The sequence below is a fragment of the Clostridium weizhouense genome (assembly GCF_019431045.1).
GTDB classification, from domain to species: domain Bacteria; phylum Bacillota; class Clostridia; order Clostridiales; family Clostridiaceae; genus Clostridium; species Clostridium weizhouense.
On record NZ_JAHXPT010000005.1, the window covers coordinates 89,745 to 103,876 of the forward strand.

Below are 14,132 nucleotides of genomic sequence, written 5' to 3' on the forward strand. Positions count from 1 at the left end.
ATGATATTAGCTTAATTTAAAGTTAATATCATTTAGTAATCTAATTCTTTTAAATCTATAAATCTTAATTTAAATAAAAACTTTATCTTTTATTTATTCTATGTTTTAAACATAACCTTAATTTTAAATTGTATTTATCTATATATATCTACAATTAATCCTTGAATTTCATCTATAGTTGAAGCAATATTTATATTTTCTTTTTCTTCTGATAAAAGTAAATTAGTTAATTCTTCAAGTTTTCCATCTATAGTATCTACTGTAACGAAATATTGTGTTTGCCAAAAACTAATATCTTTTTTAGTGTCATACATAAATTTTAAGATAGATTCTAAATACTCTTTTATCATCTTCTTATACATAACAACATCAACATATGTTTTTGTTAATACAAGCTTATTTCCTCTTTTCTTTATATCATCCATCAATTTTCTAAGTTGTTCCTCTGATTTTCTTTCCTTAGCATGATTAAAACTTTGTGAGAAATCTTTTTTTTCTGATACAATTTTTCTTTCAGATGTTACACTTCCACTTCGTACTCTCCCTATTTCCATAACAATTCAATCCTTTCTTTAAGTCTAATTATAACAAAAAAATTAATGTTTCTCCATTTTTCTTTATTATATTATATCGTATAAATTATTTGCAAAAAACAAAAATATATTTAAATAATATAAAACTCATTGTAAATTAAAATATACAACGAGTTTTATCTAAATCAAATTTAAAGATTTATAATATTTTATACTCTTTATTGGATTCTAGAATATATTTTTTTAATAAACTTAACAACTTCATACCACAGCACTGATACTCCTGCAATTCCAAAACTTAGTAAAAATTGTCCTATATTAAGTGGTGCTAATTTCAAAAAAACATTTAAAGGAGTATATAGAATTATTAATATACCTAGTATTGTTCCTATATTAACAACCCACATAATTTTATCTTTTATTAAATACTTCATTGATTGCAACACAAATACTGAATCAGAACTGTTAACTTGTACAAGAAAAAGATTCGCTAACATAATTATTACAAGTCCCATTGAACGAGCAATTTCTGGATTTTTAATTCCTTTATTAAGAATTATAAAATACATACCAAATGAAGCTACAAAAACCACAATTCCTTGCAAAATACTTTTAACAAGTGTACCTGCTTTCAAAATTTTTTCATTTGAATTTCTAGGTGCACGTTCCATAATATCATATTCCGCTGGTTGACGTTCTAAAACAATTGAACATGTAGGATCTATAATAAGTTCCAAAAGAACTACATGAATTGGTAATAAAAACAGACTAACTGAACTAATTTTAAGCATTGGTGCTAATAATGACGCAAATGCAATTGGAATATGAATAGTAAACACATACCCCATAGCCTTACGAATATTATCATATATTCTACGTCCGTCTTTTATAGTATCTACAATTACAGAAAAATTATCATCCATAAGGATTAAATCAGCAGCTTCACGAGAAACTTCAGACCCATGTTTTCCCATAGCTATGCCAATATCAGCATATTTTAAAGCTGGTGCATCATTTACACCATCACCAGTCATTGCTACAATTTCTCCATTATCTTTAAAAGCCCTAACAATACGCATTTTATGTTCTGGCACAACACGCGAAAATATACTTACCTCTTTTACACGTTTACGTAATTCTTCGTCACTCATATTATTAAGTTCATCACCTGTAATAATATTTTCACTATTAGGCATACCAACTTGTTTTGCTATACTACTTGCAGTAATACCATTATCTCCAGTAATCATAACTACTCTTACTCCTGCACGTGTACAATGATAGATATCCTCTTTTACCGATTTTCTTGGAGGATCAGCAAGTCCAATCAATCCTGATAATGTAAGAGTACAATCTGTAAGTTTTGTTGGTATTTCAGATTCATTTTGCACATGCATTTCTCCTACCGCTATAACTCTTAATCCACGTTTAGACATATCTATAATTTTATCTTCTGTTAATTTAAGTTCTTTTTCTGAAAGATTACAAATTGTTAAAATACGTTCAGGAGACCCTTTAGCTGCAATTATAATTTCTCCATCATGCTTCCAAACATGTCCCATCATTTTTAACTCATTAGTAAAAGCATACTCTGTTATTAGTTCCCCTCCAAATAAATGATTTTTTAATATTCCTAGATTCTCACAATAATTTAACATTGCTTTTTCCATTGGATCATATGCATCAGTCTCACATGCTAAACCCATTATTTCACATAAGCATAGTTTGTTATCTTCTTTATTAAATGACCAAGTATCACACACTGTCATCTTATTCATTGTAATAGTTCCAGTTTTATCAACACAAAGTACTGAAACAGCTCCTAATGTTTCTACCGATGGCAATCTACGAACAAGTGACTTTTTTTTAGCAAGCCTCCATGCTCCCATAGATAAAAATACAGTAAGAATAACTGGAAATTCTTCTGGTATCATTGCCATTGCAAGAGTTATACCAGATAAAATACTTTCAATAATTCTATCTTTAAATTCATGATCTGAAATATTAAAATAGGTGATTATACCAACCAATATAAATAATACAGCAGCGATTCCTGACCATAGTTTTACTAAGCTACCAGTCTGTTTTTGAAGTTGCGTTGGTTTTTCTGGTGCTGATGCCACATCATTTCCTATCTTTCCATATTCAGTAGATAAACCTATTTTATCTACTAATACGTAAGCACTCCCTTGTATAACTAAAGTTCCTGCATAACAATAATCGTTTCTCCAATAGCCTGTAGAAAATTCTGAATTCTCAATAGTTGTTTTCCAAACACCTTCAGCTTCACCAGTTAACGAAGATTCATCAATACATAAATCACTTGCTTTAAGTATTTCTCCATCTGCTGGAATTTTTATTCCCTCTGTAATAATCATTAAATCACCTGGAACCAAATCTATACTAGCAATTAAAATTTCTTTTCCATCCCTAATCACAGTGATGTTTGGTTCAGATAAATCTTTAAGTGCATTTAATGTCTTATCTGTTTTCCATTCTTGTATTACGTCTATACTTATAACACCAACCACAAAAATTAGCATAACAGCTCCATCTCGTGGTTCTCCTAAAATAAAGTATATTACTGCTGCTAAAAGTAATAGTAAAAACATAGGTTCACATATAATGTGAATAACTTTTTTTAAAAAACTTTGTTTTTGATTTGGTATCAGTTCATTTTTTCCATATTTCTGTTGTAGTTTTTTTACTTCTGTACTAGTTAAGCCATTAGTTATAATTTGTTCTTTTGTCATAAAAGTTACCTCCTTATTGCCTAACTGGCGTTTTAAGATAGCTCTATGGCACTTCATACATCCAACATAATTTTTTATTATTCCGCGTGTATATTTTTTTTATTCTTTAGACAATTTCTTCGTATTTATAAATTAAACTTTCATAAAAGTTATCTATAAATTTAATTTCTTTACTTTCTAAATAATAAAAAAACACACCTGCGGAACATACTACTGTCCCGCAGATGTGCATGTTTCATCTGCTGCTGCCAATTGCAGCCCGGCCTCATGGAATTACATTAGTCCATCGCCTGATCAGTTTGTACTGTAGATTTATATGCAGTGCAAAGAGATTCTTTATATTTCAATATATGCATTACTATATAAAAGTGAAACTTTTCTTATTATTTTACTTTTTAATTTATATTATTACTTTTGTACTTATAAGATTTTACTATTTTTAATTATTATTTTTATACATTTTGCTAGTATCAATTAATTAGTTTTTATACTACTATATATATGAATTTAACATTAGGAGGTATTTATTATGATAGTTAAATGTATAGATAATAATTTATGTTCGACTTTAACTTTGGGCAAAGAGTATTTAGTTATTGAGGAAGCCCCAGAATATTTTGTTATTATTGATGATAAAAGTGAAGAAACCACTTGTAGAAAGTCTAGATTTAAAGTAATAGAAGATGGTGAGTTAACTAAAAAAACTAAAGCTACTATTACAGAATTAACGCATCAATTAAATAATGATTTTATTGATATAAAGCAATTTAATATTAGAAAAAATTCTAAAGGTGAAATTAAAGAAATATCTATTAAATTTAAATACGAGTAATGTACATTAAAAAAGATATCTAAAAATAATATGCTTTTTAGATATCTTTTTTAATATATTAGATTAAAATATTAATATTATATTCTTCTAGCCATATATTTATTTGAATTAAATAAGCAATTAACTGAGGTCCTGTCATTAATTGACCATACCAAGGTGATTTATATGATGAACCTTTACTATCAACAATTTGTCTTACAATCTTCTCATCAATAATCTCGTGAATTGGTGATGATTTTTTATCTAATAAATCATTCATCATTTTACAAACTATTTCAGTATATATTGGATTATGTGTTTTAGGATACGGACTCTTTTTTCTATATATTATATTGTTAGGAAGTATTCCTTCTAACGCTGCTCGAAGTACTCCCTTTTCTCTACCTTTATATAATTTAACTTCTGCTGGTAAATTAAATGCATAATCAACTAATCTTATATCTGCAAATGGTACCCTTACTTCTAAGCTATTATACATACTCATTCTGTCTTTTCTATTTAAAAGATTAACCATAAACCATTTCAAATTTAAATAAGATATTTCTCTCATTCTATAATTTTTTTTATTTTCTCCATCAATATGAGGTACTTTGCTTAAAGATTTTTCATACTGATATCTTACTAATTCATCAATAGGCATGTTCTTTAAGTTTTCATTAACTATAACTTTTCTGTCACTAACAAATCTGGACCAAGGGAAAGTATCTAAATAAAACATTTCGTCATTTGTAAACCAAGGATATCCAGCAAATATTTCATCTGCACATTCTCCCGATAATCCTACAACAAAATCCTTACGTATTTGTTTACAAAATAATAATAAAGAGGAATCTATATCTGCCATACCTGGTAAATCTCTTGCTATAACAGAATCTTTTAACGCATTTGCTAAATCTTCATGATTTAATACTACACTTTTATGATTATTTTTAATGGAGTCAGACATAATCTTTACCCAATATTCATCAGATGTAGGCTGAAATAATGATGATTTAAAATATTTATCATTATCTTCATAGTCTATTGAATAAGTTGTAAGAATTTTACCCTGCTTTTTAAACTCTTTTGATGCTATAGTTGAAATAGCTGATGAATCTAACCCACCTGATAAAAACGTGCAAACAGGTACGTCTCCAACTAATTGTCTCTTTATTGCATCTATCAATAAATACCTAACATGCTCTATGGCTTCTTCTGGAGTTTCTGTAAATTCCTTAGCTTCCAACTTCCAATACTCCCATTTTTTAATACTCATATCTTTAGATATAAGCATACAATTTGCAGGAGCAATCTCTTTTATATTTTTGAATATAGCATTTCCTGGAGATACAGATGGTCCTAGTGCAAAAATTTCAGTTAAACCTTCTTTATCAACTTCTCTTTTAATTTTGGAATTTGCCAAAATTGTTTTTATTTCTGATCCAAATACTACTGTGCCATCATGTACTGTATAAAATAATGGCTTTACTCCTATTTGATCTCTTGCTAAAAATACTTGACTATTCTTTTCATCATAAATTCCAAAAGCAAAAATTCCATTCAACTTATTTACACATTCTTTTCCCCAATATATATATGAAGTAAGTAATACTTCTGTATCTGAATAAGAATCAAATTTAAATCCTTTATTTTTTAATTCTTTTCGTAAATCTTCTGTATTATATAATTCTCCATTATACACAATTGTAAATTTGTTTCCTTCAAATATCTTAGTCATAGGTTGAATTCCACCCTCTGGATCAACAACTATTAATCGTCTATGTCCTAACAAAACATTTTTACTAATATAATAACCTGAACTATCAGGACCTCTTTTATCTAAAGTTTTCACCATTTTTTCTAATATTTTTTTATCTAATACTATATTTTGTTTAAAATTTACTAAACCAGCAATACCACACATATATCTCACCTTCTATAAATATTTAGTATTTATATAATACTTTATTTTATTAAAATATGATTAATTAAAAAGTGTTGTGTACATTTTTTTAACATTTAATAGACATTACTTATCAATATAATAATCATTAAATGAATAGGATAAAAACCATAAAAGAACCACTTTATAAACTTATTATTAAATCCTAATTTCCCATTATACATATTAATAAAGATTATTGAAAATACCATCATCCATTGATAATCCCATAAAAATATAGATTCAGTAAAATATTCTCCTAAACTTAGATTTCCTAAAACCGGCAACAAACTAAATACTATATAAACTATAGACATAATAACTTTCTTCTCTCTAAAAAAATAAAACGTTAATATCATTGCTAAACCATAATATGATGCTTCTGTAAACATCATTAATACAGATACTAATATAGATACTAATACTCCAAATATTAATTTCTTACTATTTCTTTTATTTTCTTTACAATATTCTATAACGCTCATTAGTATTACACCTAATCCTAATGATAAAAATATATTATTATGTATATCTAAAATAATATCTATTATTGCCATTAACCCTGCAACTCCCAAAAGTCTTCCACTATATTTTTTTCTACTTTTTGTGTGAAAAAATCCTTCTACTATTAAATAGAAAAATATTGGTGCTGCTAATTTTCCTAAGTATCCAAACCATATTGGAATATTTATATCCCCTTTACCTGCAATATAAGTATAAACATGATCTAAAGTCATAAATATAATTGCCATAATTTTTAATATAAAAGTATTAAATCTTTTCATCTATTTTCCTCCTAACAATTTCTAAATTTATTACACTAACGATTTTAAATTATTTATACTTAATTACATATTGTTTTACATTTCATTAAGATTACATTTTTGTAAGTTAATATTTTTAAAATAAACGCACCTAAAAAAACTCTGTAAATATCACTTTATATTTGTGTTATTTACAGAGAATATTTAAATTATTAATATCATTTTTTTATTTTAACTTATTATATCATTTCAAAATTTTCTTCATCGTAGCCTACAAATATTACTAAAGCAATTATTTTTATTACTTCAAAAATGTTTTTCATTTAAATCAGCTCCTTGTTTTATCTTATGAATTAATTATAGCTGATTTTAAAATTATCTTATATTTATTAGTCTTACACTTATCTTTCATTATTGTAATATAAATGTTCTTAATAAGATTATGTTTTAAGAAAATTAATATTATAATATAAGTGTAAACTATTGCCAAGACTTTATAAAACTTGGAGAATTAAAATTTGAATTTGCTTTATACTAACACCAACCTTCACTTAACAAATGATTAATTATTAAAAATTCATAAAGTTGCTTAAAGGAAAATTTATATGAACTTTAGTTCCCTCATTTACTGTTGATTCAATATTAATTCCTAAACCCAATTTATTACAAAGTTTTTTACATAAATACAATCCCATTCCCGTTGCTTTTCCAAACTTTCTTCCATTCTCACCAGTAAAACCCTTTTCAAAAACTTTATTTATATCTTTTTCTACTATTCCAACCCCATTATCTTCTATAGTTAATATTATAGAATTTGAATTTTGAGATGAATAAATAGCTATTTTTCCATCTCTCTCCTTTGAATATTTAATAGCGTTCAATATTATCTGATTTAATATGAATTCAATCCATTGAATATCACTATATATTGTTTTATCTATATTTTTCACATCGAATTTTATTTTTTTATTAATAAAATCTCTAGAATTTCTTTTTATAACATTCATTACAACTTTATTTAATTCAACTTCTTTTATAATATAATCCTTATTAGCATCATTACTTCTTGAATAATATAATACCTGTTCTATGAATGTTTCAATTCTATTTACTTGAATATTTATTCTATCTGTTACTTGGTTGTTATTATTCTCTATAATTAATTTTGTTGATGCTATTGGCGTCTTTATTTCATGTACCCAAGTTTCAATATATTCTCTATAATCATGTTGCATATCTTTATAATATTTCACATTTTCATTCATATATCTACATGTCTCTTTAAGTATATTATAAATAATTCTTCCATCAATAAAATTTGGTTCATTTATAACTTCTGATAATAAATATTTTTTCTCTAAATTTTCTAATATTCCCTGAATCTCATCATAATATCTCTTATGTTTTATTAATTCTATGATGATATATGAAACTAATGGTACAAACCAAATACAAAAAGTTAAAAAAATTATAACTACAGATGTATCTATTAAAATCATTATAGTTGCAGCAAAAATAAATAAGACTAAATTTAAAAATAAAAAAGGAGCTTTTTCTTTTAAAAATTCTTCTATACTCATTGAATTATATAACCTAATCCTCTCTTAGTTTCTATAATATTCTCTGCTCCTATATCAATAAGCTTCTTTCTTAATCTTGTAACATTTACTGAAAGAGTATTATCATCTACAAAACAATCTGAATTCCATAAATAATTCATAAGAGTTTCTCTTGATACTATATTTCCTTTATTTTTTATTAAAAATGAAAGTATCTTAATTTCATTTTTAGTTAATTCTAATGATTTTTCTCCTACCTTAATAGTAGCATTGGCTAAATTTATATTTAAATTTTTATATGTTAAAGTATCCTGTAATGAATTATTTCCATAAGTCCTTTTTAAAATAGAACTTATACGCGCTAATAATATTTCTGTATTGTATGGCTTAGTTATAAAATCATCTGCTCCAAAATTCATACTCATAAGTTCATCCACTTGACTATCTCTACTAGTTACTATAATTATTGGTACATCTGATTTTTTTCTTATCTCTCTACAAATATGATAACCATCAAAAAATGGAAGATTAATATCTAGTAATATAATATTAGCATTTTCTTTTTCTATATAATCTATAATATTACTAAAATCACTTGGTGATTTAACTTCATATCCATATCTATTTAAAAGATTTTCAAGTTCCTCTCTGATTACTTGATCATCTTCAACAATAATTATTTTCATAATCTCGTTCATCCTATCTATTTTTATTTAACCTTAGTTTATGTAATGTATTTTATAATTATATCTCGTATACTGCAATTAAGTCCTTTAAATTTATTTCAATAAAAATTTTAAATTTAAACAGTAATTTAAATTTTAGATTTAAAAGGCTATCTTAAAAACATATTTATGTATTTTAGATAGCCATTATATTTACTATTATTAATAAATTTATTGTTATTTCTAATATTATAATATAACTTAAAATTAACCTAAAAAACATAGTATATTTATATTAAAGCAGCTCTTTTAGGTTATATTTTAAATATATTGTTTTATTTGCTACTTGTAATTATATTCTTATATCCTGTATATGTAGCATAAAAATATCCAATATAAACAATTAAAAACACTAAAGCTGTAATTAATGAATTTCCTAATATATTAGTATTATTAAACATAGATATAAAATTGTTACACACTTTTACACTAATAACTGAATGTATCAAAGCAAGAAGTACTGGAAGACTAAAATATATTAAAGTTTGAATAAATATAGTTTTATTGATCATCCTATCATTTGCACCAATTTTCTTTAATGATTTATATCTATCTGCACTATCACTAGCTTCCGATAATTGTTGTAATGCAAGTACTGCCATACTAGATATCAAAAATATTATTCCTAAATATATTGCAACAAATAATATTACTGTTGTCATACCTTTGTTTTCAGAATATACTTCTTCTTTTGTTATTCCATTTATAAAATCAGTCTTATTAAAATCTATCTTTTCACTTTTAAAACTATTAAAAAATTCAGATATTTTTTCTTGTGATTTTTCTTTACCATTTTCACTATACTTTATATTTAAATTATCTGATAATGGTTTGAAATTATTTGTCACTTCATCATTAACTATTAAAGTACAAATATTGCTTTTAACTAAATTAGTAATAAGAGAATCTTCTATTGTTTTATCATTTTTTATAGTATATTCTTTTTTATTTACATTAATATTATGGTTATTTTCTAAAAATTTATTGATAATTGATACTGTATCACTATTGTTAGATAATATTAAGACTTCATTATTTTTTAGAGTTACTGGTTCTTTATCTTTAAATTTTTTTATTTTATTATAATCTGATAATTTAATAAGATGTACATTTGAAAGTTTATAGTTATCTAATTTGTTTTTATTTTTATCCTCTACATGTGCACTTATTAACTCTTTTATATCTATCTTTGAATCATATTCTTTAAAATATATGTATTTTTCTCCGTTATCAAATTCAAATCCAATATTTTTTAGGTTTTCTTCTATATTATCAAAATTATTATTTTCATCTATATATAAAGTAGCACTTGCATCAAACGGTGTTGTATCTTTAAGACTTGATTCTAATGCACTTTTAAAAGCAATTCCTGTTGATAATATAGTAATAGTTAAAAATAGCATTAAACACATTATAGCCATTGATAAAAAGTTTGTATTAATTTTACTATTTATTTGTTTTAATATAAATATATTTAATTCTTTAAAATATATTTTTTTATTCTTCTCTATTATGTATAGTCCAAATCCTGAAAGACTAAAGAAAAATAATAAAGTTCCAATTATCCCTAGTAAAATTGATAACGTAAATCTTATATCTTTAACATCTAGTCCTACTGATAATATCATTTTATAGGCAAATCCAAGAGATACTATACATACTATAAAGCTCATTAAATATATAATTGGGTTTTTAAATTTTATACTTTCATTTTTTTTACCTGCTCTTAATAAATCTATTATTTTATATTTTGATATAACAATTGTATTAAATATCATAACTAGTAAAAAGATTATCCCAAAATATAGTGCTGTTTTAACTATAGCAAAAGTGGAAATTGAGAATTTATATTCACTCATTCCTACATCAAATAGCTTTGCAGTAAAAACAGATAAACCTTGTGCTGCTACGAAACCCAATAAAAGTCCACTAGCTAAAGATAACAGTCCAACTAAAAATGTTTCTAAAATTAATATTTTAGATATTTTATTTTTTCCCATACCTAATATCATATAAGTTCCTAATTCTTTTTTACGCTTTTTTATTAAAAAATTATTAGCATATAATATTAATCCACCTAATATCACAGATACAAATACTGATATACCTGATATAACATCATTTAATAATTTAATATATTGTGCATCTGACTTATTAATTTCAAGAATAGCTTTTTGAGATTCTATTGAATTAAAACTATAAAATATGCATACAGCTAACGTTAACGTTAAAAAATATATAGCATAATCTTTAAAACTTTTTTTTACATTTCCTATGGCAATTTTAGAATACATTATTATCATCTCCTCCTAAAAGGGTTATAACTTCTATAATTTTATTAAAAAACTCTTTTCTAGTATCATTTCCTCTTACTAACTCAGTAAATATTTTCCCATCTTTTATAAAGAGAATTCTATGTGCATAGCTTGCAGTAAATGCATCATGAGTAACCATAAGAATAGTAGTATTTAATTCGTTATTTAAACATTCAAATCTTTCAAGTAATAATCTCGCTGCTTTTGAATCAAGTGCTCCTGTTGGTTCATCTGCAAGAACTAATGATGGATTTTTAACTATAGCTCTAGCACATGCTATTCTTTGTTTTTGTCCACCTGACATTTGATATGGATATTTGTTTAAAACCTGCTCAATTCCTAAATATTTAGCAACTTCTTGTATCTTTTTATCCACTTTAGAAACTTTTTCACCTTTTATAGTTAATGCTAATGCTATATTTTCATATGCTGTTAAGGTATCTAATAAGTTAAAATCCTGAAATATAAATCCCAATTCATTTTGTCTAAATTTTTCTAATGCTTTTGATTTAAGTCTTGTAATATCTTTATCATTAATTAGTATATTACCAGTACTAACATTATCTATTGTTGATATACAGTTAAGTAACGTTGTCTTACCACTTCCTGATGGTCCCATTATTCCGACAAATTCACCTTCGTCCACCTTAAAACTAATATTATCAATTGCCTTTGTTACATTTGCTTTATTTCCATAATATTTTTCTATTTTTTCTACACTTAATATATTTTTCATTGTATGTCTCCTCATTTTTTAATAATTTTTAAACTTATAAAATTTAATCTACACATAATGATTATTATGCTAATTGTTAAATGGTATTATCCCTATAGCTTATTAAGCATTAACATATAATCATTTTATTATATTTAATTATAACTACATATTTATTTACCTTTCAGTAAAATTACATTTTTGTAAGATAAACATTATTACTCTGATGAATAACATAACTAATATGTAAAAATAGAAAATGAGGTAAATTTAAGACGTATCCCTATTACCTCATTAAATATGAATTAGGACTTCTTATTATATTTACTTAACTATATTTCTAAATTAGTATATGACATATTAACTGCAATAAAAACTAATAAAGCTGAAAGTGCATTAATCCAAGTATTTTTAAGCTCTTCATAATTTTCACTTTCTTTTGCTTTCTTTAATTCCTCTTCATAACGTCCATATTCTATTAAAAAAAATAGGCCTGAAACTATAACATATATTATATTTGTTTTTTTAGGAATTTCTTGTAGATTTTCATTATATAATCCACTAGACTTTTGATTTAATTCATCTTGAATTTTTACAATTTCATTCTTAACAAATTCTCTATTTAAAAGTACTGCAATAACAACTGCATTAAGCATATTCAATATTAGCTTATAATCAGAATACTGTTTTAATAATTCTACTTTTTTTTCACATGATAATTTCTCATTATTTCTGTTTTTCTTTTTCTTCTTCATATTTTTATTTCCTAAAATTATTTAAAGTTTTATTTAATAATCAGTGTATGTAATTAGTTAATCTTTGTAAACTTTATTAATGCATAATAAAAAAATTCACTAGAAAACTATGCATCTAGTGAATTTTTTTATTGAGATATTTAATAGAATTATCTTAAAGCCTTCTATACTTTTCTTGTTTTAGTCTATTTGTTTCTTCATAATAATTTATCTGATTTAATAAGTTTTGCTTATCTTTCGGTAAAGATCCTTTTAGTGAAATGTAATTTGATGCATGATTACATCTAAATATCATAGTGGTATTTACATTAATATTTTGTATTAATATCTTAGTTTCATTCAAAATTTCTTTGTCATTTAAAACTTTAAATTCTTTATTTAAAATTTTATCATATAAAATAGTTCCTTCTTCTACCATAAGAGTCAATACCCCTAAATAATCAGGATTTATTTTAGTTATAAGTTCTCCAGTTTTAATAGCATGAGTTTTACTATTATCTACTCCTCCAATTCCTGCTATAACTGTTACCGATAATAATATCTCTGAACTTTTAACCCTATTAGCTGCCATAATTAATTCTTTAGAATTCATCCCTTTATTTATATCATTTAAAACATAATCATCTCCACTTTCAACTCCCATATATATCATATATAATCCTAAATTTTTAAGGTCATTTAATTCCTCTAGAGTTTTAAGCAATATAGATTTAGGTGAACCATAAAGGGTTATCCTCTTACATTCTGGAAATACATCTTTTATATATTTTAATAATTCCTTTAAATCTTCGGTATTAATAATAAGCGCATCTCCATCTGCTAAAAATACTTTTTCTACATATCCATATAATTGCCTAAAATAAATTATGTCCTCTTTAATATCTTTTAAAGGTCTTATTGTAAATTTCTTTGATTTATACATATTGCAAAAGTTGCACTTATTATGTGAACATCCTAGTGTTGCTTGTATTATAAGACTATTGCTCTCACTAGGTGGTCTATATAATGGATAGTTATATATAAATATCACTCCTTAATATATCTTTTAACTTTCATATTATAATTTTAACATAAAATATTTAATCTATATACCAAAGTGACTACATTACACTTAAATCAATAATTCAAAAATCTCTTTATAATCTTAAATTTTTACTATACATTAAAAAGGATTATCTCAAAAATATCTTTTTACATTTGAGATAATCCTTTTATTTACTTACTATGTTTAAATACGTATTGATATCTTATTAAATTATT

At 24.6% G+C, this 14,132-nt stretch carries 11 protein-coding genes and 1 riboswitch; of the genes, 1 reads left to right on the plus strand and 10 read right to left on the minus strand.

Annotated elements, in window-relative coordinates:
* Window positions 1-134: 134 nt before the first annotated feature.
* Both KYD98_RS08215 and KYD98_RS08220 read right to left on the minus strand, forming a co-directional pair.
* On the minus strand, window positions 135-554 hold the full coding sequence (locus KYD98_RS08215) for a YaaR family protein (protein ID WP_219779134.1): 420 nt from the start codon (window positions 552-554) through the stop codon (window positions 135-137).
* Between the two features lie 197 nt (window positions 555-751).
* Window positions 752-3,286 carry a cation-translocating P-type ATPase gene (locus KYD98_RS08220; protein ID WP_219779135.1) on the minus strand — a complete coding sequence of 845 codons (2,535 nt, stop codon included), beginning with the start codon at window positions 3,284-3,286 and terminating at the stop codon, window positions 752-754.
* Between the two features lie 211 nt (window positions 3,287-3,497).
* Window positions 3,498-3,594: riboswitch (NiCo riboswitch) on the minus strand.
* A 221-nt stretch (window positions 3,595-3,815) separates the two neighbouring features.
* On the opposite strand from KYD98_RS08220, the gene KYD98_RS08225 reads away from it, so the two are divergent.
* Window positions 3,816-4,118, plus strand: a complete 303-nt coding sequence (locus KYD98_RS08225) for a hypothetical protein (protein ID WP_219779136.1) — start codon at window positions 3,816-3,818, stop codon at window positions 4,116-4,118.
* Between the two features lie 58 nt (window positions 4,119-4,176).
* On the opposite strand, the gene asnB is transcribed toward KYD98_RS08225, so the two are convergent.
* The 8 genes from asnB to KYD98_RS08265 form a co-directional block, all read right to left on the minus strand.
* Window positions 4,177-6,021, minus strand: coding sequence for an asparagine synthase (glutamine-hydrolyzing) (asnB, locus tag KYD98_RS08230; protein ID WP_219779137.1), 1,845 nt, complete (start codon window positions 6,019-6,021; stop codon window positions 4,177-4,179).
* Between the two features lie 95 nt (window positions 6,022-6,116).
* Entirely contained in the window at window positions 6,117-6,824 is a 708-nt protein-coding gene (locus KYD98_RS08235) for a TraX family protein (RefSeq protein WP_219779138.1), read from the minus strand.
* 548 nt (window positions 6,825-7,372) lie between these two features.
* Complete coding sequence (locus KYD98_RS08240; RefSeq protein ID WP_219779139.1) at window positions 7,373-8,383, minus strand: sensor histidine kinase; 1,011 nt, start codon at window positions 8,381-8,383, stop codon at window positions 7,373-7,375.
* On the minus strand, window positions 8,380-9,051 hold the full coding sequence (locus KYD98_RS08245) for a response regulator transcription factor (protein ID WP_219779281.1): 672 nt from the start codon (window positions 9,049-9,051) through the stop codon (window positions 8,380-8,382). The genes KYD98_RS08240 and KYD98_RS08245 overlap by 4 nt, the downstream gene beginning before the upstream one ends.
* 311 nt (window positions 9,052-9,362) lie before the next feature.
* Window positions 9,363-11,381, minus strand: a complete 2,019-nt coding sequence (locus KYD98_RS08250; protein WP_219779141.1) for an FtsX-like permease family protein — start codon at window positions 11,379-11,381, stop codon at window positions 9,363-9,365.
* Window positions 11,371-12,138, minus strand: coding sequence for an ABC transporter ATP-binding protein (locus KYD98_RS08255; RefSeq protein WP_219779143.1), 768 nt, complete (start codon window positions 12,136-12,138; stop codon window positions 11,371-11,373). Before KYD98_RS08255 ends, KYD98_RS08250 begins: the two co-directional genes overlap by 11 nt.
* A gap of 311 nt (window positions 12,139-12,449) precedes the next feature.
* The gene (locus KYD98_RS08260; protein WP_219779144.1) at window positions 12,450-12,872 is read right to left on the minus strand and encodes a hypothetical protein; all 423 of its coding nucleotides are present in this window, start codon (window positions 12,870-12,872) and stop codon (window positions 12,450-12,452) included.
* 154 nt (window positions 12,873-13,026) lie between these two features.
* On the minus strand, window positions 13,027-13,893 hold the full coding sequence (locus KYD98_RS08265; protein WP_219779282.1) for a radical SAM protein: 867 nt from the start codon (window positions 13,891-13,893) through the stop codon (window positions 13,027-13,029).
* Between the last annotated feature and the right edge of the window lie 239 nt (window positions 13,894-14,132).